At 62.8% G+C, this 24,984-nt stretch carries 26 protein-coding genes; 19 read left to right on the top strand and 7 right to left on the bottom strand.

Annotation, left to right across the window (positions count from 1 at the left end; genetic code table 11):
• Positions 1 to 178 precede the first annotated feature (178 nt).
• From ACSW29_RS06075 to ACSW29_RS06065, 3 genes are all read left to right on the top strand, one after another.
• Entirely contained in the window at positions 179 to 1,360 is a 1,182-nt protein-coding gene (locus tag ACSW29_RS06075) for an acyl-CoA dehydrogenase family protein (protein ID WP_230814881.1), read from the top strand.
• A gap of 12 nt (positions 1,361 to 1,372) precedes the next feature.
• Positions 1,373 to 2,494: an acyl-CoA dehydrogenase family protein gene (locus ACSW29_RS06070; protein WP_230814880.1), complete on the top strand. Its 1,122-nt coding sequence runs from the start codon at positions 1,373 to 1,375 to the stop codon at positions 2,492 to 2,494.
• A 61-nt stretch (positions 2,495 to 2,555) separates the two neighbouring features.
• Positions 2,556 to 4,187 carry a long-chain-fatty-acid--CoA ligase gene (locus tag ACSW29_RS06065; RefSeq protein WP_448276837.1) on the top strand — a complete coding sequence of 544 codons (1,632 nt, stop codon included), beginning with the start codon at positions 2,556 to 2,558 and terminating at the stop codon, positions 4,185 to 4,187.
• 10 nt (positions 4,188 to 4,197) lie between these two features.
• Here the strand turns inward: ACSW29_RS06065 and ACSW29_RS06060 are convergent, their stop codons facing one another.
• Positions 4,198 to 4,362: a hypothetical protein gene (locus tag ACSW29_RS06060; protein ID WP_448276836.1), complete on the bottom strand. Its 165-nt coding sequence runs from the start codon at positions 4,360 to 4,362 to the stop codon at positions 4,198 to 4,200.
• Between the two features lie 153 nt (positions 4,363 to 4,515).
• Here ACSW29_RS06060 and ACSW29_RS06055 point away from each other — a divergent pair, with 153 nt between their 5' ends.
• Positions 4,516 to 4,671 (top strand): hypothetical protein, encoded by a 156-nt coding sequence (locus ACSW29_RS06055; RefSeq protein ID WP_230814877.1) that lies wholly within the window; start codon positions 4,516 to 4,518, stop codon positions 4,669 to 4,671.
• 55 nt (positions 4,672 to 4,726) lie between these two features.
• Here ACSW29_RS06055 and ACSW29_RS06050 read toward each other — a convergent pair whose 3' ends face one another.
• Complete coding sequence (locus ACSW29_RS06050; RefSeq protein ID WP_317828341.1) at positions 4,727 to 5,842, bottom strand: NAD(P)H-dependent flavin oxidoreductase; 1,116 nt, start codon at positions 5,840 to 5,842, stop codon at positions 4,727 to 4,729.
• Positions 5,842 to 7,515: an acyl-CoA synthetase gene (locus tag ACSW29_RS06045; protein WP_317828340.1), complete on the bottom strand. Its 1,674-nt coding sequence runs from the start codon at positions 7,513 to 7,515 to the stop codon at positions 5,842 to 5,844. Before ACSW29_RS06045 ends, ACSW29_RS06050 begins: the two co-directional genes overlap by 1 nt.
• A gap of 79 nt (positions 7,516 to 7,594) precedes the next feature.
• Between ACSW29_RS06045 and ACSW29_RS06040 the strand changes: the two genes are divergently transcribed.
• Complete coding sequence (locus ACSW29_RS06040; protein WP_007734275.1) at positions 7,595 to 8,419, top strand: crotonase/enoyl-CoA hydratase family protein; 825 nt, start codon at positions 7,595 to 7,597, stop codon at positions 8,417 to 8,419.
• 63 nt (positions 8,420 to 8,482) lie between these two features.
• Here the strand turns inward: ACSW29_RS06040 and ACSW29_RS06035 are convergent, their stop codons facing one another.
• Both ACSW29_RS06035 and ACSW29_RS06030 read right to left on the bottom strand, forming a co-directional pair.
• A complete protein-coding gene (locus ACSW29_RS06035; protein WP_448276835.1) occupies positions 8,483 to 9,457 on the bottom strand; it encodes a hypothetical protein in 975 nt (324 codons plus the stop codon).
• A gap of 171 nt (positions 9,458 to 9,628) precedes the next feature.
• Complete coding sequence (locus tag ACSW29_RS06030; RefSeq protein WP_019746980.1) at positions 9,629 to 10,666, bottom strand: LLM class F420-dependent oxidoreductase; 1,038 nt, start codon at positions 10,664 to 10,666, stop codon at positions 9,629 to 9,631.
• A gap of 73 nt (positions 10,667 to 10,739) precedes the next feature.
• On the opposite strand from ACSW29_RS06030, the gene ACSW29_RS06025 reads away from it, so the two are divergent.
• The 6 genes from ACSW29_RS06025 (at position 10,740) to ACSW29_RS06000 (ending at position 15,851) form a co-directional block, all read left to right on the top strand.
• Positions 10,740 to 11,717, top strand: a complete 978-nt coding sequence (locus ACSW29_RS06025; RefSeq protein ID WP_448276834.1) for a Zn-ribbon domain-containing OB-fold protein — start codon at positions 10,740 to 10,742, stop codon at positions 11,715 to 11,717.
• Positions 11,718 to 11,727: 10 nt separating this feature from the next.
• A complete protein-coding gene (locus tag ACSW29_RS06020) occupies positions 11,728 to 12,798 on the top strand; it encodes a thiolase domain-containing protein (protein WP_448276833.1) in 1,071 nt (356 codons plus the stop codon).
• Positions 12,798 to 13,979, top strand: a complete 1,182-nt coding sequence (locus ACSW29_RS06015) for a thiolase domain-containing protein (protein WP_448276832.1) — start codon at positions 12,798 to 12,800, stop codon at positions 13,977 to 13,979. Before ACSW29_RS06020 ends, ACSW29_RS06015 begins: the two co-directional genes overlap by 1 nt.
• Before the next feature lie 35 nt (positions 13,980 to 14,014).
• Entirely contained in the window at positions 14,015 to 14,878 is an 864-nt protein-coding gene (locus ACSW29_RS06010) for a TIGR03619 family F420-dependent LLM class oxidoreductase (RefSeq protein WP_230814871.1), read from the top strand.
• A gap of 9 nt (positions 14,879 to 14,887) precedes the next feature.
• Complete coding sequence (locus ACSW29_RS06005; protein ID WP_230814870.1) at positions 14,888 to 15,298, top strand: nuclear transport factor 2 family protein; 411 nt, start codon at positions 14,888 to 14,890, stop codon at positions 15,296 to 15,298.
• Between the two features lie 142 nt (positions 15,299 to 15,440).
• A complete protein-coding gene (locus ACSW29_RS06000) occupies positions 15,441 to 15,851 on the top strand; it encodes a VOC family protein (protein ID WP_374228013.1) in 411 nt (136 codons plus the stop codon).
• A gap of 181 nt (positions 15,852 to 16,032) precedes the next feature.
• Here ACSW29_RS06000 and ACSW29_RS05995 read toward each other — a convergent pair whose 3' ends face one another.
• Positions 16,033 to 17,283 carry a cytochrome P450 gene (locus ACSW29_RS05995; RefSeq protein WP_211921484.1) on the bottom strand — a complete coding sequence of 417 codons (1,251 nt, stop codon included), beginning with the start codon at positions 17,281 to 17,283 and terminating at the stop codon, positions 16,033 to 16,035.
• 174 nt (positions 17,284 to 17,457) lie between these two features.
• Between ACSW29_RS05995 and ACSW29_RS05990 the strand changes: the two genes are divergently transcribed.
• The 4 genes from ACSW29_RS05990 to ACSW29_RS05975 all read left to right on the top strand — a co-directional run bounded on the left by ACSW29_RS05990 (position 17,458) and on the right by ACSW29_RS05975 (position 20,348).
• Positions 17,458 to 18,621, top strand: a complete 1,164-nt coding sequence (locus ACSW29_RS05990) for a steroid 3-ketoacyl-CoA thiolase (RefSeq protein WP_230814868.1) — start codon at positions 17,458 to 17,460, stop codon at positions 18,619 to 18,621.
• 1 nt (position 18,622) lies between these two features.
• Positions 18,623 to 19,111, top strand: coding sequence for a nitroreductase family deazaflavin-dependent oxidoreductase (locus ACSW29_RS05985; protein ID WP_230814867.1), 489 nt, complete (start codon positions 18,623 to 18,625; stop codon positions 19,109 to 19,111).
• Positions 19,112 to 19,168: 57 nt separating this feature from the next.
• The gene (locus ACSW29_RS05980; protein WP_230814866.1) at positions 19,169 to 19,582 is read left to right on the top strand and encodes a DNA-binding protein; all 414 of its coding nucleotides are present in this window, start codon (positions 19,169 to 19,171) and stop codon (positions 19,580 to 19,582) included.
• Between the two features lie 94 nt (positions 19,583 to 19,676).
• On the top strand, positions 19,677 to 20,348 hold the full coding sequence (locus ACSW29_RS05975) for a GNAT family N-acetyltransferase (protein ID WP_230814865.1): 672 nt from the start codon (positions 19,677 to 19,679) through the stop codon (positions 20,346 to 20,348).
• Between the two features lie 65 nt (positions 20,349 to 20,413).
• Here the strand turns inward: ACSW29_RS05975 and ACSW29_RS05970 are convergent, their stop codons facing one another.
• A complete protein-coding gene (locus ACSW29_RS05970) occupies positions 20,414 to 21,328 on the bottom strand; it encodes an SDR family oxidoreductase (protein WP_448276831.1) in 915 nt (304 codons plus the stop codon).
• Between the two features lie 102 nt (positions 21,329 to 21,430).
• Here ACSW29_RS05970 and echA20 point away from each other — a divergent pair, with 102 nt between their 5' ends.
• Genes echA20 through ACSW29_RS05950 form a run of 4 tightly spaced genes read left to right on the top strand, consistent with a single transcriptional unit; the run spans position 21,431 to position 24,918 of the window.
• Positions 21,431 to 22,207: a (7aS)-7a-methyl-1,5-dioxo-2,3,5,6,7,7a-hexahydro-1H-indene-carboxyl-CoA hydrolase gene (gene echA20, locus ACSW29_RS05965; RefSeq protein ID WP_003945611.1), complete on the top strand. Its 777-nt coding sequence runs from the start codon at positions 21,431 to 21,433 to the stop codon at positions 22,205 to 22,207.
• A gap of 7 nt (positions 22,208 to 22,214) precedes the next feature.
• The gene (gene ipdA / locus ACSW29_RS05960) at positions 22,215 to 23,108 is read left to right on the top strand and encodes a cholesterol ring-cleaving hydrolase subunit IpdA (protein ID WP_230814863.1); all 894 of its coding nucleotides are present in this window, start codon (positions 22,215 to 22,217) and stop codon (positions 23,106 to 23,108) included.
• Positions 23,105 to 23,860, top strand: a complete 756-nt coding sequence (locus ACSW29_RS05955; protein ID WP_448276830.1) for a CoA-transferase subunit beta — start codon at positions 23,105 to 23,107, stop codon at positions 23,858 to 23,860. Before ipdA ends, ACSW29_RS05955 begins: the two co-directional genes overlap by 4 nt.
• A complete protein-coding gene (locus tag ACSW29_RS05950; protein ID WP_448276829.1) occupies positions 23,857 to 24,918 on the top strand; it encodes an NAD(P)H-dependent flavin oxidoreductase in 1,062 nt (353 codons plus the stop codon). Before ACSW29_RS05955 ends, ACSW29_RS05950 begins: the two co-directional genes overlap by 4 nt.
• Positions 24,919 to 24,984: the final 66 nt, after the last annotated feature.

Here is a 24,984-nt window from a genome sequence, read left to right as displayed (position 1 = left end):
CGATAACACTAGAACCTGTTTCAGTCGTGTGCAATGATTCGAAAAAGTCCCGAGAACGGACGTCGAACGATCCGCTGGACACAGCGAAGGCGCCCCTTGTCGCCGATGTACGCATCGATAGAACCCGTGTCAATCGAATGGTTGACGCTTTGATTCGTATCTCTATGGAGAGGTAACCATGCACATCACCTACACCCCTGAGCAGCAACAGCTCCAGGAGGAGTTGCGTGCCTACTTCGCACAACTCATGACTCCCGAACGGCGTGAAGCACTCGCCGCCACGACGGGTGAGTACGGCGAAGGCAATGTGTACCGCGAAGTCGTCGCGCAGATGGGCCAGGACGGCTGGCTCACCCTGGGTTGGCCGAAAGAGTACGGCGGACAGGAACGCTCCGCGATGGACCAGCTGATCTTCACCGACGAAGCTGCCATCGCCGGGGCGCCCGTGCCGTTCCTGACGATCAACTCCGTAGCGCCCACAATCATGCATTTCGGCACGGACGAGCAGAAGGCGTTTTTCCTGCCCAAGATCTCCCGAGGTGAGCTCCACTTCGCGATCGGGTACTCCGAGCCCGAGGCCGGTACCGACCTGGCGTCGCTGCGCACGTCGGCCGTCCGCGACGGCGACGATTACGTCGTCAACGGGCAGAAGATGTGGACCAGCCTGATCCAGTACGCCGACTACGTGTGGTTGGCGTGCCGAACCGATCCGGAAGCCAAGAAGCACAAGGGAATCAGCATGCTGATCGTCCCCACCACGGCAGAAGGCTTCTCCTACACCCCGGTTCACACCATGGCCGGTCCCGACACCAGCGCCACCTACTACCAGGACGTACGCGTCCCGGCGTCGTCGATTGTGGGTCAGGAACACGGCGGCTGGGCACTGATCACCAATCAGCTCAACCACGAGCGCGTTGCCCTCACCTCGGCCGGACCGATTCTGACCGCGCAGCGTGAGGTCCGCGAGTGGGCACAGAACACCAAACTGCCCGACGGCCGACGCATGATCGACCAGGAATGGGTGCAGATCAATCTGGCGCGTGTGCACGCCAAGGCCGAGTACCTGAAGTTGATGAACTGGGAAATCGCCTCCGCAACCGATCACGCTCCTGGTCCCGAAGCGGCGTCGGCCAACAAGGTGTTCGGTACCGAATTCGCCACCGAGGCTTACCGCTTGCTCATGGAGATTCTGGGATCTTCCGCCACGATCAGGCAGAACTCCCCCGGCGCTCTTCTACGCGGACGCATCGAACGCATGCATCGTTCTTCGCTGATCCTGACGTTCGGCGGCGGTACCAACGAAGTGCAACGCGACATCATCGGCATGACAGCTCTGCGGCTTCCCGCATCGAAGCGATAAGGACCAACGATCATGGAATTCACCCTTACCGAGGCCCAGCAGGACCTGTCCGGACTGACACGATCCGTCGTCACCGAACTGGTCACCAACGATCGCCTTCGTGAACTCGACGCCGCGGAAGACCGCTTCGACGCCATCTTGTGGAACGCTCTGGCCTCGGCCGGCGTCCTCGGTGCGGCCCTTCCGGAGTCGGTCGGCGGAGACGGATTCGGTGTCCTCGAGCAGTGCAGCATCCTGGCCGAACTCGGACGCGGTGTTGCAGCCGTTCCGTTCTTGACGTCCATCGTCGGATCCGCCGCAGCGATAGCGGAATTCGGCTCGGACCAACAGCGAGACGAATGGGCGAGCGCTGCCGCCGCCGGCGAGAAGATACTCACCGCGGCCCTCGCCGAGGAATACAACGACGACCCGGCCCACCCCGTCACGCGTGCCGAGAAGACCGCCGACGGTTGGCGCATCGACGGCGCGAAGATCACCGTCGACAGTGCGCCGCTCGCAGATCTGTTCCTCGTCCCCGCCATCACCGAGGACGGTGTCGCGGTCTTCCTCGTCGAACCGTCGGACGCGGGCGTGAGCATTACCAGGCAATCGACCACAGATTTCTCGAGTGCGGGTCTCGTCGAATTCGAATCGGTGCAAATCCCGGCCGATCGTGTTCTCGGCTCGGTTGCCCAGGGATCGGACATCGCAGCGTGGATCGTCGAGCGAATTCAGCTCGGTTCGAGCGCCTACCAGTACGGGGTGCTCGATCAAGCGTTGAAGCTGACCGCCGAATATGCCACCGAGCGTGTGCAGTTCGGTCGTCCGATCGGTAGTTTCCAGGCCGTGGCCCAGCGCCTCGCAGACGGATACATCGACGTCAAGGGCGTTCGTCTGACTCTGTGGGCTGCCGCGTGGCGTCTGAGCGAAGGACTTCCGTCCGACGGCGCTGTACAGACGGCGAAGTTCTGGGCTGCAGATGCGGGACACCGCGTCGGGCACACTGCGGTTCACGTTCACGGCGGTGTAGGTCTGGACGAGGACCATCCGGTTCACCGCTACTTCCTCGCGGCCAAGCATCACGAGTTCCTGCTCGGCAACGCAACAGATCAGCTTCGCGCGCTCGGCAAGGTACTTGCCGCAGTCCCTGCCTGAGTGCGTCCCACCGAGTGGAAATCCATGACCTGGTCCGAGACGAATCGATGATGATGCAGCTATGAGTCAGAGCCCCACTGTTTCCGATCTACTCCTCGGAGTCAGCGAGATCGACGACCGCGGTATCCGTTTCGAGGACCAGGTCATCACCTGGCGCGAGCACGTTCAAGGCTCGTTCGATCGAGCAGCGCTGCTGGACACGCTGCTCGATCGAACGCGCCCCAGGCATTTCGGTCTTCTGATGGAGAACGTCCCCGAGTTCTCACTACTGCTCGGCGCGGCATCGTTCTCGGGTTCGGTTGCAGCCGGACTGAACACGACCAGGCGCGGACCGGCACTGGCGCGAGACATTGCGCTCTCCGACTGCCAGGTGATCTTCACCGAGAACAACCAGGCACACCTACTCGACGACGTCGATCTCCGTGATGTCCGGGTGATCAACGTGGATTCTCCGGCCTGGACGGAGTTGTTGGCGCCCTTCGCCGATACGCCGGCCTACGCGTCGACGGCGCAGCCCGACGATCTGTTGATGCTCATTTTCACTTCCGGAACAAGCGGTGATCCCAAAGCGGTTCGGTGCACGCACCACAAGTTGGCCTCTCCCGGAGTCATGCTTGCCGATCGTTTCGGGCTCGGCGCCGACGACGTCGTCTACATGGCGATGCCCATGTTCCATTCCAACGCCATGATGGCGGCGTGGACGGTCGCGCTGCACGCTCGTGCGGGAATTGCCATGCGACGCAAGTTCTCCGCTTCGGGTTTTCTGCCCGACGTTCACAAGTACGGAATCACGTACTCCAACTACGTCGGAAAGCCGTTGTCCTTCATCGCGTCCACCCCCGCGGTGCCGAACGAGCGGGACAACACCTTGAAGATCATGTACGGCAACGAGGGTTCGGCTCCCGCCATCGCCACCTTCGTCCGACGTTTCGACGCCCGCGTCATCGACGGATTCGGTTCCACCGAGGGCGGCATTTCGATCTCCGCCGCGCCGGTTCCGCGGACCGGTGCCCTCGGACTGCTCCCGGACGGCGTCAAGATTCTTGATCCCGAGACCGGAGCACCATGCCCACCTGCAGTCTTCGACGCCGACGGCCGGATCACCAACGCCGACGAGGCAACTGGTGAACTGGTCAATGTCACCGGTCCAGGCACGTTCGCCGGGTACTACAAGAACCCGGAAGCCGACGCCGAGCGAATGCGCAACGGCCAGTATTGGAGTGGCGATCTGGCGTACACCGACGTCGACGGTTATGTCTACTTCGCGGGACGCAGTTCCGGTTGGCTGCGAGTGGACGGCGAGAACATCGGCGCCGCACCCATCGAACGCTCCCTGGTCGGTTACCCGGGCTTCGCGCAGGTGTCCGTGTACGCAGTCCCCGACAGCGACGTCGGCGACCGCGTCATGGCGTCGGTGATTCCGGTCGGCGATGTCGACAACTTCGACCCGGTAGCCGTCGCCGAATACATCGATTCCCGGCCGGAACTCGGGCCGAAGCAGAAGCCGACCTTGATCCGAGTGTGCAGTGAGTTCCCGAGAACGGCGACGTTCAAGGTGGTCACTCGAACGCAGAGCGCCGAACGCTGGAACACCTCCGATCCGGTGTGGATCCGACGGCGCGGAGAATCCGACTTCCAATTACTCACTCCCGAAATGGCACTCGGACTCGAAAAGACGCGAGAGCCCGTCTAGTCCCAATATCTCAGTAGTGCTGAGCAAGCGGTTTGTGCGCCGACACCGTCTTGTCGAACTCGGTGAGCCGAAACTGTGATGCCGCCGCCTCGTCGATCACCACGCTCGCATGTGGATGCAGTTGGAGGACCGATCCCGGGCACACCGCTGCCAGGGCCCAGTCGAGGCGGCGCACACTCTCAACGTGCACATCGGTGGCCTACGCGAGCGAAACGCCGGCCTTCATGCTGCCGAAGCGCAGCAATTTCACAGCACCGCAGTTCCGAAACACCGTGATTTTGCTCCGCTGCCTCACCATTGCGCCCGTTCTTCCGGCAAAATTACGGGTATGAAGAACCCGAATCTGACGCCTTCGCGCGTTCTCGCAGTTGTCCTCGCCGCCGCCCTGGTCATTTTCGTGATCGCACGCCGCCGCGACGACGGTGTTCTCAGCCGCGGAGAATGGTTGTCGGACAGCGTCGGACCCGACGACCTCGCCGGCTGAAACGACGTATGCCCTCGACCGAAACTCGGCCGAGGGCATACGCACGTGTCATCTACTACTTCATCGAATCCAGTCGGGTTCGCGCGTCCTCGAACCCTGACACCAGCTCTGCCATGACCTCGGCGACCGGGCGGATCTCGTTCATCCGTCCCACGATCTGACCGACGGGCATTGCCACAACTTCCGGGTTCTCCGATGCAGCGATTCTCTGATGAGCATCACTGACCAGTAGGTTCTGCAGCGGCATCGGCAAGGGCGCCGGTGCTCCCGGGTTCGACCAGGCTTCCGTCCACTTGGTCTTGAGCAACCGAGCGGGCTTACCCGAGTAGATGCGCGAACGTACGGTGTCGGCCGACGTCGCGCCCAACAGTGCACGCTGAATAGCGGACGGGCCTTCGCCCGACGCACTGCCGAGTTTGTATTCGGACGTGGTGAGCCAGTACGAGCCCATCCACACTCCGGACGCACCGAGCGCGAGTGCAGCAGCCACCTGACGGCCGCTGCCGATACCGCCGGCAGCCAGCACGGCAGCCGAATCACCTAGTGCATCAACGATTTCCGGAACCAGAACCATCGACGCAATCTCGCCGGTGTGACCGCCGGCCTCGTAGCCCTGAGCAATCACGATGTCGACGCCGTTCGCGACGTGACGACGTGCATGCTCGACGGCACCGGCCAGTGCTGCCACCGGCACGCCCTTCTCGTGCGCCTGATCGATGACGTCCTTCGGCGGCGATCCCAGCGCGTTCGCAATCAACGCGATCCGGTGTCCCAGAGCAACATCGACGTGTGACCGCGCCACCGAGTGAAGCCATCCCAGTACGCCGGTTGCATGCTCGACGTCGTCGGAAAGCGGCGGCACACCCAGTTCGTCGAGCGTGCGGTTGACGAAGGCGCGGTGCTCCTCCGGAATCAGCTTGTCGAGGTCGACGGCGCCGCCCTCGGTCGGCACCTTGGCCGGCATGACGATGTCGACGCCGTACGGCTTACCGTCGGTGTTCTCGTCCATCCACGTCAGTGCGGCTTCGAGCTCTTCCGGGTCGTTGAACCGGACGCAACCGAGAACGCCCAGACCGCCTGCGCGACTGATGGCGGCCGCGACGTGCTCGGAAGGAGTGAATCCGAAGATCGGGTATTCGATGCCGAACTTGTCGGCGAGATCCGAACGCATCAGGCTTCCACGCTTTCTGCCGGTGACGCCACAGGAGCGCCGTTTCCGTTGTGATCGTCAGCCTCGCGCGATTCCGTCTCGGCTTTCGCCCAGCGGTAGTCGGGCTTGCCTGCCGGATTGCGCTTGATCTGGTCCACGAACCACACGCTGCGCGGAACCTTGTATCCGGCAATCTCTTTGCGCGCTGCGGTGGCGATGTCGTGCAGCGTCGGCGACGTGCCTTCGCGTACCTGAACCACTGCGGCAACTCGCTGACCGAACCGGTCGTCGGGGATACCGACCACCAGCACGTCGAAGATGTCCGGGTGCGCCTTCAGAGCGCCCTCGACCTCTTCCGGGTACACCTTCTCGCCGCCGCTGTTGATGGACACCGAACCGCGGCCGAGCATCGTGACCGTGCCGTCGGCTTCGACCTGCGCGTAGTCGCCGGGGATCGAGTAGCGAACGCCATTGATGGTGCGGAAGGTTTCGGCCGTCTTGACCTCGTCCTTGTAGTAACCGAGCGGAATGTTGCCCCTGCGAGCGAGCATGCCGCGCTTGCCCGATCCGGGTTCGACCTCGTTGCCGTCATCGTCGAGAACCGTTGTGGAGGCGTCGATCTTGACCGTCGGACCGCCGGTGTGCTTCTGCCCCTTGCTCAATACTGCCAGTCCGCCGAAGCCGGTCTCGGACGCTCCGATGGAGTCGGTCAGCAGGCGGTTGGGCAGCAGTTCGAGGAACTGCTCCTGGATGCTCGGCGAGAAGAGGGCAGCACTGCTGGCCATCACGTAGAGCGTCGAAAGATCGTACGGCTCACCGGTCTCCGGGTTTCCGGCAATCAGTGCGTCGAGCATCGGGCGGCCCATTGCATCGCCCGTGATGAAGATCAGGTTGACCTTGTGCTTGTCGATGTTCTGCCACACCTCGTGGGCGTCGAACTCCGGGTGCATCAAACAGGTTCCGCCGCCGAAGAGGCTGTGGAACACCGCCGACTGAGAGCCGCCGTGAATCATCGGGGGGATCGGGTAGCGGATCATGCTCGGGTTGGCAGCGCCGACCTTCGCCATCTCGTACTCGTCCTCGACCGGGACTCCGGTGACGAAGTTGATGCCGCCGCCGAGCACACGCCACCAGTCCTCGTGACGCCACATGACGCCCTTGGGGCTACCGGTCGTGCCGCCGGTGTAGAGCATGAAGATGTCGTCGTTGCTGCGATCTTCGAAATCGCGCTCACCCGAACTCTGTGCGAGCGCGTCCTCGTAGCCGATGCCGAAAGCGCTGAAGTCCAGATCGGTGCCGTCCTCGACCACGATGACGGACTTGACCTTGGGAGTGTTCGGCAGGACGTTCGCGACCTTGTCCGAGTAGCGGCGCTCGTGAATGAGCGCAACCATGTCGGAGTTGTCGAAGATGTACTGCAACTCGTTCTCGACGTACCGGTAGTTGATGTTGACCATCACCGCCCGGATTTTGAAAACGGCGACCATGGCCTCGATCGCCTCGATGACGTTCCGGCAGTAAATGCCGACCTTGTCACCCGGTTGAACGCCATGTTCACGCAGGTAGTGACCGAGGCGATTCGCCCGGTCCTCCAACTGCGCATAAGTCGACTCGCGATTGTCCGAGACCAGCGCAACGCGGTCCGGAACGAGGTCGATTGCGTGCTCTACGAAGTCTGCGATGTTAAGGGCCACGAGATCAAAGTAGAACGTGTTACCGTTTCTGGCAAGACCCAATTTGAGAGCCAGCTCACAGACCCGCCAGGAGCCATCAGTGTCCACTTCGACGACCGAAAAATCAGACATTTCGGAAACCGCGCCGCATTGCCTCGTGGAGAAGCGCGGTCACGTCCTCATCGTGACCATGAACCGCCCCGAGCGTAAGAACGCCATCACCGGCGAGATGATGGCGATCATGGTCGATGCCTGGGACCAGGTCGACAACGACCCCGAGATCCGCGTCGCCATCCTCACCGGGGCGGGCGGCGACTTCTGCGCCGGCGCCGACCTCAAGAACATGTCCGCCAAGCCGCCGGGAGATTCCTTCGCCGGCGGCGGCGTCGACATGTCCAAGATCGAAGGCCTCCTCAAGGGTCGCCGGTTGACCAAGCCGCTCATCGCCGCCGTCGAGGGTGCAGCCATCGCCGGCGGAACCGAAATCCTGCAGGGAACCGACATCCGTGTCGCGGGTGAGAGCGCCAAGTTCGGCGTCTCCGAAGCCAAGTGGGGGCTCTTCCCACTCGGCGGATCCGCGGTGCGTCTGGTGCGCCAGATTCCGTACACGATCGCAGCGGACATCCTGCTCACCGGCCGTCACATCAAGGCTCCGGAGGCCAAGGAGATCGGGCTCATCGGCCACGTCGTCCCGGACGGTCAGGCCCTCGACAAGGCGCTGGAGCTCGCGGACCTGATCAGTGCAAACGGCCCCCTCGCCGTGCAGGCGATACTCAAGACCATCCGCGACACCGAGGGCATGCACGAGGAAGAGGCCTTCCAGATCGACGCACAGTTGGGCATGAAGGTGTTCATGAGCGCCGACGCCAAGGAGGGCCCGCGGGCGTTCGGAGAGAAGCGAGCGCCCCAGTTCAAGGGCGTCTAACCCACCCCCTTGTCGAGCGAACGTACCTTTCGGCGCCTTCAGTGCACCGAAAGGCACTTTCGCTCAGCCGGTTTCGTCCATTTTCGCCCACCTCGACCTCGCGAACACCTGCGGCCGGGGACGTGATTGCGCCAATCTGTAGTGCGCACGAAGGTCCTCGATCACGCGATCAGGGTCCGATCGCAGTGCACTGGGCACCGTCGGCAACACGATGATTCCCGCATTCTGCATACGCGTCCGGCGTTCCACCGTGCGCCTGTAGTCCGTCGGCGCGGCATGCCATTCCAACGAGTCGATGTCCCACGCGAAGGCAACCGAATCGATCCATCCGTCCGGAATTGCGACGAAGTCTCCCTTCGCATCCCGGATCTCATGGTTGAACAACATTTCCGGCAGTCCGCTGCGCTGCCACAGTTTTCGCGCGTGAACCTCCGGAACCGAGTGGACGTTTGCGTTCACTTCGCGCAACACGACCCGAGGTAGCGCGGAACCCCGACTGCTACCCGCCTCGAGTTCCTTCGCAAGTTCGCGCACCGAGACGTCGCCGCGCTGAACGACCTCGGCAATGAGTGCCCGTGTGGGATCGAGGGACTTGCACCGCCTCGCAGCGTCGAGTAGCGCCCGCGGCAGCGGGGCACAGCGCAGACCGTTGCGAATCTCCGGCTCGGGCAGTCGAATAGTGCGCTCCACCGTGACGAACCCAACCGATTGAACTCGACGGTCGATGGGGATGAGCACCTGCACATCCCCGGAGTGCGTTCGATATCCGTACTCCGCCATGGCAGATCGCCCGGTCAGCAGGGACTCGTCACCGCACAACATGAGCGCAGCGATCGATCGTTGACGTGGCGTGGGTTGACCATTTCGGAGCAGGATGACTCCTGGCAATATGCGCTGCCAGGGTCCGCCCACTCGACACCGGCTGTGCACGGCGGAGTTTGACACGCCCAATCGCGCCAACTCGGCCGTTCGGATCACTCCGCTTCGACTGACGCGGTAGATCGCGTCCAGATCATCGCCCCACGTTCCTCGCCGCATGGTTGCAGCATGACTCGAGTAGCAGCGCGGGCTCCGGCGGCGACCTGGGGTTTTGGCGGCCTTGTGGATAACTTTCGGCGAGCGAAAGGCGCGTTGAGCGCCTCAGATGCGCTGAACGTGCCGTTCGCTCGAAAAAAGGGGGCCTCCCGCTCGAAAAAGGCGGGGTCCCGCTCAACCACCCACCGCGGCCGCGAGCTCTCGCACATGGTCGGCGTCGCGGCAGGTCACCAGCAGCATCGTGACTCCGGCTTCCTCCCAACGCTTCACGTCTGCGCGCACCTCGTCGACGTTGCCGATGATCATGGTCTCGGTGACCATCTCGTCGGGGACGACGGCAGCAGCTTCGTCCTTGCGGCCCGACATGAAGAGGCGACCGATCTCGTCGACCTCCTTCTCGTAGCCCATCCGCTTGTAGACCTGCGCGTGAAAGTTCAACTCCGGGGCGCCCATTCCGCCGACGTAGAGGGCGGTCATCGGCTTGAGAGCGGCGATGGCAGCGGCGCGATCGTCAGTCACGATGACCTGGCACGTGGCGGCCACCTCGAAGTCTTCGCGACTGCGACGGGCCCCGGCTCGAGCAAAGCCTTCGTCGAGCCACTTGTTGTACATCGGGGCCAGGCGCGGGGTGTAGTAGATCGCCAGCCAGCCGTCGGCGATTTCACCAGCGAGCGCGACGTTCTTCGGCCCTTCAGCGCCGAGCCAGATCGGGATGTCCGCACGCAGCGGGTGCGTAATGGGCTTGAGCGGCTTGCCAAGTCCCGAACTGCCCGGTCCCGCATACGGCAGAGGGTAGTGGGGGCCGGGACTGGTGACGGGCGCTTCACGGGCGAGAACCTGGCGCACGATCGAAACGTATTCGCGGGTGCGCGCGAGCGGCTTCTCGAACGGCTGGCCGTACCAACCTTCGACGACCTGCGGTCCGGATACGCCGAGCCCGAGGATCGTTCGCCCACCATTGAGGTGATCGAGAGTGAGCGCGTGCATGGCACAGCTGGTCGGTGTTCGCGCCGAAATCTGTACGACGGAAGTACCGAGCCGGACGTTCTCGGTCCGAGATCCCCACCAGGCGAGCGGGGTGAATGCGTCCGATCCCCAGGACTCCGCCGCGAAGACCGCGTCGAATCCCGCGCCTTCTGCGGCCTCGATCAGTTCCGGGGCGTTTGCCGGCGGCTGTGCGCCCCAGTATCCGAGTTGCAACCCAAGCTTCATCGCAGGCCTCCACATTGCCGGTGATCAGAAGTGACTCTTGCCACAATCTCTAGAACCTGTTCTACTCGATCTTGTGACCATCGGAAAGAGCGGGGTGGCCGACAAGCCCCTGAGCGCACCATTGAATCTCCATTTCGACTACACCAGATCGACGGGACCGACCATCGGCGCGTTCGTGACTGCCCTGCGTGATCGCAAGGTGATCGGCGCACGTGGGTCGACCGGTCGTGTCTTCGTGCCGCCACCGGAATTCGATCCGGACACGGCCGAACCACTGACCGACTTCGTCGGGGTCTCCGACGGCGGAACGGTCGTGAGTTGGACGTGGATGCCCGAACCCATCGAGGGTCAACCACTGACGAAGCCTTTCGCGTGGGCCCTGATCAAGCTCGACGGCGCGGACACGTCGATGCTCCACGCAGTCGACGTCGACTCCCCCGACGACATCAGCACCGGCCTGCGGGTTCGTGCTCGCTGGGCGTCGGAGCGGATCGGGCAGATCAAGGACATCGAGTGCTTCGAACCAGGTGAGAGCGAAAACGGAATCGCGACAGTCGATTCCAGCGCCGATCCTGTCACCATGATCACGACGCCTGTCGACCTGCACTTCATGCATTCCGCTTCGGCCGAGGAGAGCTTCTACCTCCGTGGTCTCGCAGAAGGCAAGCTTATCGGTGGTCGCAGCGGACCCGAAGACAAGATCTACATCCCACCACGCGGCGCGAATCCCACCAACGGGAAGCCGACGAGCGAGCAGATCGAACTGCCGGACAAGGGAATTGTCACCACCTTCTGCATCGTCAACGTCCCGTTCCTCGGGCAGCGAATCAAACCGCCCTACGTGGCCGCCTACGTGCTCCTCGACGGGGCCGATATTCCGTTCCTGCACTTGATTCTCGAATGTGATGCCGCGGACGTACGGATGGGCATGCGTGTCGAAGCCAAGTGGAAGCCTCGCGAAGAGTGGGGTTACACCCTCGAGAACATCGAATACTTCCGGCCGACAGGTGAACCCGACGCCGAGTACTCCACCTTCCAACACCACCTGTGAGGCTCCTGAAATGACTTCTGCAGACATCGCAGTCGTGGGCTTTGCTCAGGCACCCCACGTCCGCGAAACCAACGGCACCACCAACGGCGTCGAGATGCTCGTCCCGTGCTTCCAGCAGCTCTACAGCGATCTGGGAATCACCAAGTCTGACGTCGGCTTCTGGTGCTCCGGATCTTCCGATTACCTGGCCGGGCGAGCATTTTCCTTCATCTCGGCCATAGACTCAATCGGAGCAGTCCCGCCCATCAACGAATCTCACGTCGAGATGGACGCTGCGTGGGCCTTCTACGAAGCGTGGATCAAGATCTTGACCGGCGAGGTCGAGACCGCGCTGGTGTACGGCTTCGGCAAGTCCTCCGCCGGGCACCTGCGCAAGATCCTGTCCATGCAACTCGATCCGTACCTCGTGACGCCGCTGTGGCCAGACTCCGTCTCGATCGCCGGACTTCAAGCCCGGCTCGGACTCGACGCGGGTAAGTGGACGCAAGAGGACATGGCGGAGGTTGCCGCTCGCAGCCGTCGTCACGCGCTGAGCAATCCGAAGGCTCAGCTCGCGGGCGAGGTCGACATCGAGGCACTTCTCGCCAGCCCCTTCCTCGCAGATCCGTTGCGCGCACACGATTGTGCGCCTATTACCGACGGCGCGGCAGCAATCGTCCTGGCCTCGGGTAACCGCGCCCGCGATCTCTGCGAGCGGCCGGCGTGGATCACCGGACTCGAGCATCGCATCGACTCCCCCAACCTGGGTGCACGTGACCTGACCACGTCGCCGTCCACTACGTCGGCAGCCAAGGCGGCAACGGGCGGCGAGGTCGGCAACATCGACGTCGCCGAACTGCACGCACCGTTCACTCACCAGGAATTGATCTTGAAGGAAGCGATCGGCCTGACCGACGCCACCACGATCAACCCGTCCGGCGGTCCGCTCAGCGGCAACCCACTGTTCGCCGGTGGTCTGGAACGAATCGGCCACGCCGCCAAGGCAATCTTCGACGGTCAGGCGAATCGCGCTCTGGCCCATGCAACAAGCGGCCCTGTGCTGCAGCAGAACCTGGTAGCAGTCTTGGAGGGACGGAACTGATGGCCGGAACGCCTCAACTCGCGGCCGTGCTCGGCACCGGCCAAACTCACTACGTCGCAAAGCGCCATGACGTCTCGATGGCGGGCTTGGTCCGTGAAGCCATCGACGCCGCGATGCTCGACGCCAACGTCGGCTGGGACGACATCGACGCCGTCGTCATCGGAAAGGCCCCCGACTTGTTCGAGGGTTCGATGATGCCCGAACTCGCCATGTCGGATGCACTGGGCGCCAACGGAAAGCCGTTGCTGCGTGTTCACACAGCCGGCTCGGTGGGCGGTTCGACGGCTATCGTCGCCTCGAGCCTGGTCAAATCCGGAGTCCACAAGCGGGTTCTGACAGTTTCCTGGGAGAAGCAGTCCGAGTCGAACGCAATGTGGGCGCTGTCCGTACCGGTTCCGTTCAACATGCCCGTCGGCGCCGGTGCCGGTGGATACTTCGCCCCGCACGTCCGTTCGTACATTCGGCGATCGGGCGCACCGGAGCACATCGGCTACCTCGTCGCGGTGAAGGATCGACTCAACGGCAGCCTCAATCCCTATGCGCACTTGCGGCAGCCGGACATCACTCTCGAATCGGTGCAGGCATCGCAGATGCTCTGGGACCCGATCCGCTACGACGAGACCTGCCCGTCCTCGGACGGCGCGTGCGCTTTGGTGATCGGCAACGAGGAAGCGGCCGCACAGGTCGAGGCCGAGGGTCGTTCGGTGGCGTGGATCCACGCGACGGCCATGCGCACCGAGCCGACCTTCTATGCCGGACGCGATCAGGTCAATCCGCAAGCCGGCCGTGACGCCGCAGCAGCACTGTGGAAGTCAGCGGGAATCACCGATCCGCTGAACGAGATCGACTGCGCCGAAATCTATGTCCCGTTCTCGTGGTTCGAGCCGATGTGGCTCGAGAACCTCGGCTTCACGGAGGAAGGCCAGGGCTGGAAGCTGACCGAGGCGGGCGAAACCGCGATCGGCGGCAAGCTCCCGGTCAATGCCTCGGGCGGTGTTCTCTCCTCCAACCCGATCGGTGCCTCGGGCATGATCCGTTTTGCCGAGTCGGCGATGCAGGTCATGCACCGCGCCGGCGATCACCAGGTGGCCGATGCTCGCAAGGCCCTCGGCCATGCCTACGGCGGTGGCTCGCAGTACTTCTCGATGTGGGTCGTCGGCTCCGAACGTCCCACCACGTAACAGCAGCACACACGCCGATCAGGAAGAGGACGAAGATGAAGTACACCGTCGGGGTTGCCATGAACCCCTTGGACCAGTTAGCCGGTATCGCCAAAACGGCCGAGGAATGCGGCTTTTCGTCGATCGCTCTCCCCGATTCACTGTTCTTCATGGAAACGCAGGCGGCGGATTACCCGTACACCCCGGACGGGTCTCGGATGTGGAACGCCGAGACCCCCTGGGTCGATCCGCTGATCGCCGCGGCCGCGATGGGCGCGGTGACCGAGAAGATCGAGTTCTACACCCAGGTACTCAAGCTCGGTAGCCGCAACCCGGTCCTGCTCGCGCGGCAGGTCGGATCAGTAGCGGCACTGACGAACAACCGTTTCGGCTTCGGTGTCGGAATCGGTTGGGCTCCGGAAGAGTTCGAGTGGTGCGGCGCGCCGTACAAGCGTCGCGGCGCCCGAGTGGACGAGATGATCGACGTCCTCAAACTGATTCTGGGCGGCGGCATGGTCGAGTATCACGGCGAGTTCTTCGATTTCGATCGCCTGCAGATGAGTCCGGCTCCCACCAAGCCGGTTCCGTTCTACGTCGGCGGCCACACCGAGGTCGCACTCAAGCGGGCTGCGCGCGTGGGCGACGGTTGGACGTCGGCGATGATCAAGTTCGACGATCTGGTTGGTGTCATCGCACGACTGCGTGAACTGCGTGCCGAGTACGGCCGCGAGAACGAGCCGTTCGAAATCCAGACAGTGTGCATCGATCGTTTCGGCAAGGACGGCTACGCCGAACTCGAAGACGCCGGTGTCACGGACATCATCACCGTGCCTTGGGTTTTCGACGGAATCGGATTCGATGCCCCACTGGAGGCAAAGCAGAATTCAATGCGCAAGTTCGCCGAGCAGTACATCAACTGAGGAGCCGCGATGACTGACGAACACCCCGCTCGCGTCGCGGGTAACGCTTCGCGCGCCGCAGCGAGTGGCAAGAACAAGGAAGCCTGGCTGGACCTCTTCGCCGAGGACGGTTGGGTGGAGGATCCGGTCGGGCCGTCGGGCTTCGACCCGGACGGCAAGGGGCATCACGGGCGCGAGGCGATCTCGAAGTTCTACGACATGACGATCGCCAACGCGGACAAGCTCGAATTTCTGATCGACGATTCCCTGGTGTGCGGCAACGAGAACGTCAACATCGGCAAGATCCGTACGACCATCGGCGGCTCGATCATCGACGCCGAGGGTGTGTTCGTCTACCGGGTGAACGACGACGGCAAGATCGCGTCGCTTCGAGCATTCTGGGAAGTGGACCGCGCGATGAAGACCGCACGCAAAGCCTGAGAACCCCAATACGAGAGCGGCCCCGGTCAGTGACCGGGGCCGCTCTCGTCGCAATCGAATTCGGCAGTGGTACTTGCACCGAGAACCTCGGAATGGTTTCCTGGTTTCCAACGTCGCGTGTCGATGACGGACTGCGTCAGGCATGGAGGCGTCGTACTGCAAGGGGTCACTTATGACCATTTCGTTCAATCACACCATCATCGCCGCAAAAGACCGACAAGAGTCTGCGTGGTTCTTCACTCACATGTTCGGTCTACCGGGCCCTGTCGAAGCCGGCTACTTTCTCGGCGTGGAACTCGATCACGGCGTGACGTTGGACTTCGCGCAAGTGGAAGAGGGCGTGGAGGTGCCGTCTCAGCACTACGCCTTCCTCGTCTCCGAAGACGACTTCGACGGCATCTACCAGCGCATACAAGCCTTGAAACTTGATCACTGGGCCGATCCGCGCCAGTCGAGTACCGGATTCAACACCAACGACGGTGGGCGTGGGGTCTACTTCCTCGACCCGTCGGGCCACTTCCTCGAAGCGATCACCAAACCATACGGCGGCTGAACTACAAACGGCGGCGCCTACGGGAGATGAGGGATCCCGCAGACGCCGCCGCAGTTCCAGGTTGCCAACTAGTGGCCCCCGGAACGTCTACTGTAGTTCTGCATGTTCGAGAGTGCCGAGGCAACTCCCGAAAAGCTACACAGAACCTACTCGCCGGTTATCAGGTCAGTATATGTCCGGATCAGTGTTTGACCGGGCAGCCCGATGTCTTGTAATCAACCTGAAACTCTTTGATGCCGTTGAGCCAGCCCGAGCGCAGGCGACGGGGATCGCCGAGCCTGGTGATGTCGGGTAGGTGATCGGCGATCGCGTTGAATATCAGATCGATTTCGAGACGAGCCAGGTTGGCGCCGATGCAGAAGTGCGCACCGGTGCCACCGAATCCGAGGTGCGGGTTGGGGTCACGCATGATGTCGAACTTCGTGGGGTTCTCGAAGACGTCTTCGTCGAAGTTGGCCGACGCGTACATCATCACGACGCGATCGCCCTTCTTGATCTTCTGTCCGCCGAGTTCGGTGTCTTCGAGCGCGGTGCGCTGGAAAGACGTCACCGGGGTGGCCCAACGAACGATCTCGTCGGCCGCAGTCTTCGGACGTTCCTTCTTGTACAGCTCCCACTGGTCGGGATTGTCGAGGAAGGCAACCATGCCGTGTGTGATGGCATTACGAGTGGTCTCGTTACCCGCGACCGCAAGCAGAATCACGAAGAAGCCGAATTCCTCTGGGGAGAGCTCATTTCCGTCGATGTCAGCTTCGATGAGCTTGGTGACGATGTCATCGGCGGGACACTTCTTGCGCTGATCCGCCATCTGGTACGCGTATCCCAGAATCTCCATCGACGCTGCCTGCGGGTCGATGTCGAACTCGGGGTCGTCGTAGGACGTCATCTGGTTGGACCAGTCGAAGAGCTTCATTCGATCTTCCTGCGGCACACCGAGAAGCTCGGCGATTGCCTGCAACGGAAGTTCGGACGCGACCTGAACCACGAAGTCTCCGGCACCACCGGCAGCCGCAGTCGTGACGATCTTTTCGGCGCGCTCGGTCAGTTCTTCGCGCAGGCTGTTGATAGCTCGCGGGGTGAATCCACGCGAAACCAGCTTGCGAAGCTTGGTGTGCTCCGGGGCGTCCTTGTTGATGAGGATGAAGCGCTGCATCTCGACGTTCTCACGCGGGATGTCGTCAGCGAAGCGAGGAATCGCAGTGTTCTCGTGAGTCGAGAAGATGTCGCTTCGCTGCGAGACCTCCTTGACCTCTTCATGACGGGTGACCACCCAGAAGCCCTCGTCCTGGAATCCGCCGATTTCCGGGGGCTGCGGATTCCACCACACGGGGGCCGTCTTCCGGAGTTCGGCGAACTCCTCGAACGGCATACGTTCTGCGTAGATGTCGGGGTCCGTGAAGTCGATTCCCTCGGGGAATGCGGGCTGTGCCACTGATGTCTCCTGCCCTAAGCCTTTTCATCACAGGGGTGATGGGGATCCGTGATGTGTAACACGTTCTACTCTCATTGAAACACAAGCCTGCTTACTAGGAAAGGAAACGTCGGCAGGTCTTGCTTCCCGCAGAGAACCTGTTCTACTTTTTCACTACAAGGAAAGGAGCCCGCTGTGGGCACACCAGTAATCGTCGAGGCTGTCCGTACACCGATCGGCAAGCGCGGAGGTTGGCTCGCCGGTCTGCACGCCGCCGAACTCCTCGGAGCTGCACAAAAGGGAGTTCTCGACCGGTCGGGAATCGACCCGTTGTTGATCGAGCAGGTGATCGGCGGCTGCGTCACCCAGGCCGGCGCTCAGTCCAACAACATCACGCGCACTGCTTGGTTGCACGCCGGTCTGCCGTGGCAGACGGGGGCAACGACCGTGGACTGCCAGTGCGGTTCGGCCCAGCAGGCGAACCATCTGATCGCCGGACTGATCGCCACCGGCGCCATCGATGCCGGCATCGCCTGCGGCATCGAAGCGATGAGCCAGGTTCCCCTCGGCGCCAACGTGGGTGACCAGGCCGGACCGCGTCGGCCGGCTACGTGGGACATCGACATGCCCAACCAGTTCGAGGCTGCAGAACGCATCGCGCGCCGACGCGGACTGACTCGCGACGACGTCGAAGCTCTCGGTGTCCGCTCGCAGGCACTGGCCAAGCAGGCTTGGGAGGAAGGGCGCTTCGACCGAGAGGTACTCGAACTCTCGGCGCCCCAGGTCGACAAGGAAGGAAACCTCACGGGCGAGACCAAGCTCGTCAATCGCGATCAGGGCCTGCGCGATACGACGGCCGAGTCCCTAGCCCGCCTGAAGCCCGTCCTCGAAGGCGGAATTCACACGGCCGGAACGTCTTCCCAGATCTCCGACGGTGCGGCCGCAGTCCTGCTCATGGACGAGGACAAGGCTCGCGCGCTCGGATTGAAGCCACGCGCCCGCATCATCGCTCAGGCCCTGGTCGGCTCGGAACCGGAGTTCCACCTCGACGGACCGGTGCAGGCAACCAGCCGCGTTCTGGAGAAGAGTGGAATGAAGATCGGCGACCTCGACCTGTTCGAGATCAACGAAGCATTCGCATCCGTCGCACTGTCCTGGGCCCAGGTCCACGAACCTGACTTCGACAACGTCAACGTCAACGGCGGCGCACTCGCTCTGGGCCATCCGGTCGGCAGCACGGGCTCTCGACTGATCACCACCGCACTGCACGAACTGGAGCGTCGCAACGGCTCGACGGCTCTGATCACGATGTGCGCCGGCGGCGCGCTGGCCACCGGAACTATCATCGAGCGAATCTGAGATGACTACTCCCCCAGCAAAACCCAAGGGACTCGACGCCCCGGTGACGGTCAAGTTCATCAAATGGATGTCGAAGGCAAACGTCGCCATGTATCGCGCCACCGACGGGAGGCTGGGTAGCAAGTGGCGGGTCGGCAGCGCGTTCCCACGCGGGCTGCCGATCTGCCTGCTCACCACTACCGGTCGCAAATCCGGCGAGGAGCGAATCAGTCCATTGCTGTTCCTCGAGGACGGCGACGACGTGATTCTGGTGGCGTCGCAAGGCGGTCTTCCGAAGAATCCGATGTGGTACCTCAACATCAAGGCGGATCCGGTGGTGACGGTGCAGATCAAGTCTCGGATCCGCTCGATGAAAGCCCGCGTTGCAACCGAGGACGAGCGCGCTCGGCTGTGGCCGAAGTTGACCGCGATGTATCCGGATTTCGACAACTATCAGGCCTGGACGGACCGCGTCATTCCCGTCATCGTGTGTGAGCCACTGACAAACTAAACAATTCGTTTACAACAAAACGTTTACATCGATCCGGGCTCGTGCCACCCTGGCTTCATGACCGATGACCAGTTCAGACCGATCGATTCCGGCCGCGAACGCTCACATCGCGAGTACGCCGGACTCTTTCGGATCAGCGAGCGCCACGGCGCGACCCAAAGCCAGCGCGCGCGGCAATCGCATCCGGAGATGCTCGAGCCCTACGGCGCGGTTCGCGTCGTGGCTCGTCTTGCCGGCGGCACCGACACACCCGAGGTGAACGAACCCGAAGTCGACGACGCCGACGTCATGGCTGCGTTGACTCTGATTCCCAAGGCCCGAGCCGAAATGGAACAGCTGGAAGCACTGTTCCTCGGAATTGCCCGTGAACGGGGCATGACCTGGCAGGACATTGCCTTCGGACTCGGGCTCGGCAGTACTCAAGCCGCCCGCCAGCGCTACGAACGACTCGTTCGCCGCACCGGAGGCTGAACACGTGCCATAACGGGCGAGTTGGAGCACTATTGACTCGTACGGTCCGCACGGCGTTTCGACAGAGCCTCGAACACAGCAAGGAGTCGCATATATGACGACGCATATTCAAGATCAAATCCTGGACCGACGCGAGATCACTTCCGCACTCGTGCGTGCGCTGGAGCGTCGCCACGAGGTGTTGGATGCAGTGGTCGACAGCAAGGACCACCAGGAGGCACTGACCACCGTCGCGGAACTCCTCGGCACGTCGGAAGCAAATGCCGAAGCAGTTCTGAGCCTCAAGTTCAGTGCGCTCACCAAGGCCGCACGCGATCGCATCCAGGGCGAGCTGGAGAATCTCGACGCAACTCTCGAATGGACGACGCTTGATCGCCCCGCGAGCAGTGGGCAGAACTTCAGCCTGCGTCCGTTCAGCGACAGCGCAGAAGACAAGTCGCTGTTCACGATTCGCTCGGGCGAGCAGCTCGACGAAGACGGCAAGCCGTGGAGCGAGGATCGAATCGAAGCCGAGCGCACAGGTGGCCTCGGCCGCATCGACGACGAGAGCGCTGCCTGGTTCGTCGCCGAGGACGTCTCCGGCGACAACCCGACGAGCGTCGGCCTGGTATTCGGCGAACTCGACGGCCAAGAGGTCAACGTCGCGATCTGGATTGCACCCGAGTCCCGCAAGAAGGGGTACGGCACCGCCTGCGTGAAGCATTCCCGGCGCGAGCTCGCAGCAGAGTTCCCCGGCACTGTATTGGTGGTTCGAGCGCCCGCTTAGGGGCAAGCCCCTGTGCGCCTTTTCGGTAGTGCCCACTACCAAAAAGGCGCACAGGGCCGAAGGCCCTACGCCCCGTACACCGGCGTCGGAATCTCCGCCTTCTCCAACAGCGTTGCCACGACGGGCCCGATCTCCTTCGGGTCCCAACGGTCACCTTTGTCCTCGCTCGGGCCGTGACGCCAGCCTTCCGCGACGGTGATCTTTCCGCCCTCTACCTCGAATACCCGGCCCGTGACGTCCTTGGACTCGGTGCTTCCGAGCCAGACGACCAGCGGCGAGATGTTCTCGGGAGCCATGGCGTCGAAGCCCTCTTCTGGAGCCTCCATCGACTCAGCCATCGCCCCGCCGGCACCGACGGTCATGCGCGTGCGCGCAGCAGGCGCGATCGCGTTGACACTGACGCCGTAGTTCTTGAGCTCGGCGGCGGCCTGGATGGTCATCTCGGCGATGCCGGCCTTCGCCGCGGCGTAGTTGCCCTGGCCGATCGAACCCTGCAGTCCTGCACCCGAACTGGTGTTGATGATGCGTGCGCCCACAGTCTTGCCGGCCTTGGCTTCGCCGCGCCAGTAGGCAGCAGCGTGACGCAATGGCGCGAAATGCCCCTTGAGGTGCACACGGATTACCGCGTCCCACTCGCCTTCGCTCATGCCGACGAGCATGCGGTCACGCAGGAAGCCTGCGTTGTTGACGAGTACGTCCAGACCACCGAAGGTGTCGATCGCGGTCTTGATCAGATTTTCGGCACCCGCCCAGTCGGCGACGTCGTCTCCGTTGACCACTGCCTGGCCACCCGCAGCGATGATCTCCGCGACAACCTGCTCGGCCGGACTTTCGCCGGTCTCGGAACCGTCGGCACCCGCACCAATGTCGTTGACGACGACCTTGGCGCCCTCAGCAGCAAACGCCAACGCATGCGCACGTCCGATACCTCGACCTGCCCCGGTGATGATGACTACGCGTCCGTCGACCAATCCACTCATTTTTGTCTCCTATTGCACTCTGCTCGGGCTTGTCGGCTCCGCTTGTGTGCTAACTTACCAAGCAATCGCTTGGTTTGGTACACAGACGTAAGGAATCCCGAAATGGGCATCAGCACCTCTTCCGACGGAACCGGCATCACCACGGTCACCATCGACTACGCGCCGGTCAATGCAATCCCGTCCAAGGGATGGTTCGAGCTTGCCGACGCCATCCTCGACGCGGGCAAGGATCTCAACACGCACGTGGTGATCCTGCGAGCCGAGGGACGCGGCTTCAACGCCGGCGTCGACATCAAGGAGATGCAGGCCACCGAGGGATTCGACGCACTGGTCGCCGCCAACCGCGGTTGTGCCGCAGCCTTCGCTGCCGTCTACGACTGCGCTGTCCCCGTCGTCGTGGCGGTCAACGGATTCTGCGTCGGCGGCGGCATCGGATTGGTCGGGAACGCGGACGTGATCGTCGCTTCCGACGACGCGATCTTCTCCCTTCCCGAGGTCGACCGTGGCGCACTCGGCGCTGCCACACACCTCTCGCGCCTGGTGCCGCAACACATGATGCGCACGTTGTACTACACGGCGCAGAGCGTCGACGCCCACACACTCAAGCAGTTCGGCAGCGTCTACGACGTGGTCCCGCGCGAGAAGCTCGACGAGTGCGCTCGTGAGATCGCCGCGAAGATCGCCGCGAAGGACACCCGCATTATCCGGTGCGCCAAGGAAGCCATCAACGGCATCGACCCGGTCGACGTCAAGGGCAGCTACCGCCTCGAGCAGGGCTACACCTTCGAACTCAACCTCCTCGGTGTGTCCGACGAGCACCGCGACGAGTTCGTCGCCACCGGCAAGCCGCGCGAGAACGCAACCCAGAAGGAAGGCTGAGAAAAACATGGCTAGCAAGCGTGACAAGACGAAGTCGCTCGACGAGGTAGTCGGCGAACTCCGCAGCGGAATGACGATCGGCTTGGGCGGCTGGGGATCTCGCCGCAAGCCGATGGCCTTCGTGCGTGCGATTCTGCGTTCGGACATCAAGGACCTGACCGTGGTCACTTACGGCGGACCGGATCTCGGACTCCTGTGCTCGGCCGGCAAGGTCAAGAAGGCGTACTACGGCTTCGTGTCCCTGGACTCCGCGCCGTTCTACGATCCGTGGTTTGCCAAGGCGCGCACCGCCGGTGAGATCGAAGTGCGCGAGATGGACGAAGGAATGGTCAAGTGCGGCCTCGAAGCCGCTGCCGCCCGTCTCCCCTTCCTCCCGATCCGCGCCGGCCTGGGCTCGGACGTCCGCAACTTCTGGGGCGACGAACTCAAGACCGTCACCTCCCCGTACCCCGAGGCCGACGGCCGTTCCGAGACCTTGATCGCGATGCCTGCGCTCAACCTCGATGCGTCGTTCGTCCACCTCAATCTCGGTGACAAGCACGGCAATGCCGCCTACAACGGCGTCGACCCGTACTTCGACGACCTGTACTGCATGGCCGCCGAAAAGCGTTACGTCTCGGTCGAGCGCATCGTCGAGACCGAGGAACTGGTCAAATCCGTTCCACTGCAGAATCTTCTGCTCAACCGCATGATGGTCGACGCCGTCGTCGAGGCCCCGAACGGTGCGCACTTCACGTTGGCCGGCGAAAGCTACGGCCGCGACGAGAAGTTCCAGCGTCATTACGCCGAGGCAGCCAAGACCCCCGAGTCGTGGCAGGCGTTCGTCGACACCTTCCTCTCCGGCAGCGAAGAGGACTACCAAGCCGCAGTAAAGAAGTTTGTAGAGGAGCAGGCATCATGAGCGAATCCACCGTCACCCGCGCAGAGTACGCTGTTCTCGCGTGCGCTGAAATCTTCTCCGGTGCAGGCGAAATCATGGCCAGCCCGATGTCGACGTCGTCCACCATCGGCGCTCGCCTGGCTCGGCTCACCACCGAACCCGACCTGCTGATCACCGACGGTGAAGCCCTCATTCTCGAGGACACTCCGGCAGTCGGAACGAAGGGCCCCATCGAAGGATGGATGCCTTTCCGCAAGGTGTTCGACGTCGTCGCTTCGGGCCGTCGCCACGTAGTCATGGGCGCCAATCAGCTCGATCGCCACGGCAACCAGAACCTCTCCGCCTTCGGCCCGCTTCAGCAGCCGACGCGTCAGATGTTCGGTGTGCGCGGCGCCCCGGGTAACACCATCAACCATGCGACGAGCTACTTCGTCCCCAAGCACTCCAAGCGAGTATTCGTCGACAAGGTCGACGTGGTGTGCGGTGTCGGATACGACCAGATCGATCCCGAGAACCCCGCATACAAGTACCTGAACATCCCCCGCGTCGTCACCAACCTTGGGGTCTTCGACTTCGGCGGTCCGGGAAACACGTTCCGCGCGTTGAGTCTTCACCCCGGCGTCACGCCAGAAGAGGTCGCCGAGAACACCTCGTTCGAGGTTGCCGGACTCGACGAGGCCGGTATCACCCGTGACCCCACCGCCGAAGAACTCCACCTCATCCGCGAGACCCTCGACCCGCGCAACCTCCGGGACCGTGAGGTCTCGGCATGACACCCACACTGAAGACCGCACTGACCGAACTGGTCGGCGTCGACTACCCGATCGTGCAGACGGGCATGGGCTGGGTTTCCGGGCCCGCGCTGACGTCGGCGACGGCTAACGCAGGTGGTCTCGGCATTCTGGCTTCGGCCACGATGACGTACGACGAGCTCGAGCACGCGATCAAGAAGACGAAGCAGCTCACGGACAAGCCGTTCGGCGTCAACATGCGTGCCGACGCCACCGACGCGCCGCAGCGCGCGGACCTGCTGATCCGTGAGGGCGTCAAGGTCGCGTCGTTTGCCTTGGCTCCCAAGAAGGAACTGATCGCCAAGCTCAAGGACCACGGCATCGTCGTCGTACCGTCGATCGGTGCCGCGAAGCATGCGGTCAAGGTTGCATCTTGGGGCGCGGACGCCGTCATCGTCCAGGGCGGCGAAGGTGGTGGTCACACCGGCGGTGTGGCAACGACATTGCTTCTCCCCTCGGTTCTCGACGCGGTCGATATTCCGGTCATCGCCGGTGGCGGATTCTTCGACGGCCGCGGGCTGGCTGCCGCGCTGGCGTACGGCGCTGCCGGTGTCGCGATGGGAACGCGATTCCTTCTCACCAGCGACTCTTCGGTACCGGATTCCGTCAAGCAGGAATACCTCAAGCGAGGACTGACGGATACGACGGTCTCACGCAAGGTCGACGGCATGCCTCATCGTGTGCTCAACACCGACCTCGTCAACAGCCTCGAAGGTTCCAGCTATGCAACCGGTTTGATCGCTGCTGCCAAGAACGCCACCAAGTTCAAGGCAATGACGGGTATGAAGTGGTCGACGCTCGCCAAGGACGGCCTCGCGATGAAGCGCTCGGGTGACCGCACGCTGATGCAGATCATCATGGCGGCGAATACCCCGATGTTGCTCAAGGCCGGTCTGGTCGAGGGCAACACGGAAGGCGGCGTGCTTGCCTCGGGTCAGGTTGTCGGAATGATCAACGATCTGCCTAGCTGCAAGGAACTGATCGAGAACATCATGGAGGACGCGGCCAAGCGTATCGACGCGCTTGCAGCTCTTCGCTGACACAGCTTTGCCCGAGTGCGTCTCCCCCACTGCGCTTTACGTGTAGTCGAGGGAGGCGCACTCTGT

The sequence above is a fragment of the Rhodococcus sp. GB-02 genome, assembly GCF_053470465.1.
Note: the sequence above shows the minus strand (reverse complement) of the source record. Positions and strands in the feature narration are given on the sequence as shown.

Bases quoted from the DNA above. Each gene is read 5' to 3' on its own strand.
- ACSW29_RS06065 (WP_448276837.1), top strand. From the start codon at position 2,556: ATGAGTCAGAGCCCCACTGTTTCCGATCTACTCCTCGGAGTCAGCGAG.
- ACSW29_RS06030 (WP_019746980.1), bottom strand. From the start codon at position 10,666: ATGAAGCTTGGGTTGCAACTCGGATACTGGGGCGCACAGCCGCCGGCA.
- ACSW29_RS06020 (WP_448276833.1), top strand. From the start codon at position 11,728: ATGACTTCTGCAGACATCGCAGTCGTGGGCTTTGCTCAGGCACCCCAC.
- ACSW29_RS05950 (WP_448276829.1), top strand. From the start codon at position 23,857: ATGACACCCACACTGAAGACCGCACTGACCGAACTGGTCGGCGTCGAC.
- echA20 (WP_003945611.1), top strand. From the start codon at position 21,431: ATGGGCATCAGCACCTCTTCCGACGGAACCGGCATCACCACGGTCACC.
- ACSW29_RS06075 (WP_230814881.1), top strand. From the start codon at position 179: ATGCACATCACCTACACCCCTGAGCAGCAACAGCTCCAGGAGGAGTTG.
- ACSW29_RS06015 (WP_448276832.1), top strand. From the start codon at position 12,798: ATGGCCGGAACGCCTCAACTCGCGGCCGTGCTCGGCACCGGCCAAACT.
- ACSW29_RS06000 (WP_374228013.1), top strand. From the start codon at position 15,441: ATGGAGGCGTCGTACTGCAAGGGGTCACTTATGACCATTTCGTTCAAT.
- ACSW29_RS05985 (WP_230814867.1), top strand. From the start codon at position 18,623: ATGACTACTCCCCCAGCAAAACCCAAGGGACTCGACGCCCCGGTGACG.
- ACSW29_RS05970 (WP_448276831.1), bottom strand. From the start codon at position 21,328: ATGAGTGGATTGGTCGACGGACGCGTAGTCATCATCACCGGGGCAGGT.
- ACSW29_RS05975 (WP_230814865.1), top strand. From the start codon at position 19,677: ATGACGACGCATATTCAAGATCAAATCCTGGACCGACGCGAGATCACT.
- ipdA (WP_230814863.1), top strand. From the start codon at position 22,215: ATGGCTAGCAAGCGTGACAAGACGAAGTCGCTCGACGAGGTAGTCGGC.
- ACSW29_RS06010 (WP_230814871.1), top strand. From the start codon at position 14,015: ATGAAGTACACCGTCGGGGTTGCCATGAACCCCTTGGACCAGTTAGCC.
- ACSW29_RS06055 (WP_230814877.1), top strand. From the start codon at position 4,516: ATGAAGAACCCGAATCTGACGCCTTCGCGCGTTCTCGCAGTTGTCCTC.
- ACSW29_RS06070 (WP_230814880.1), top strand. From the start codon at position 1,373: ATGGAATTCACCCTTACCGAGGCCCAGCAGGACCTGTCCGGACTGACA.
- ACSW29_RS06005 (WP_230814870.1), top strand. From the start codon at position 14,888: ATGACTGACGAACACCCCGCTCGCGTCGCGGGTAACGCTTCGCGCGCC.
- ACSW29_RS05955 (WP_448276830.1), top strand. From the start codon at position 23,105: ATGAGCGAATCCACCGTCACCCGCGCAGAGTACGCTGTTCTCGCGTGC.
- ACSW29_RS05980 (WP_230814866.1), top strand. From the start codon at position 19,169: ATGACCGATGACCAGTTCAGACCGATCGATTCCGGCCGCGAACGCTCA.
- ACSW29_RS06035 (WP_448276835.1), bottom strand. From the start codon at position 9,457: ATGCGGCGAGGAACGTGGGGCGATGATCTGGACGCGATCTACCGCGTC.
- ACSW29_RS06050 (WP_317828341.1), bottom strand. From the start codon at position 5,842: ATGCGTTCGGATCTCGCCGACAAGTTCGGCATCGAATACCCGATCTTC.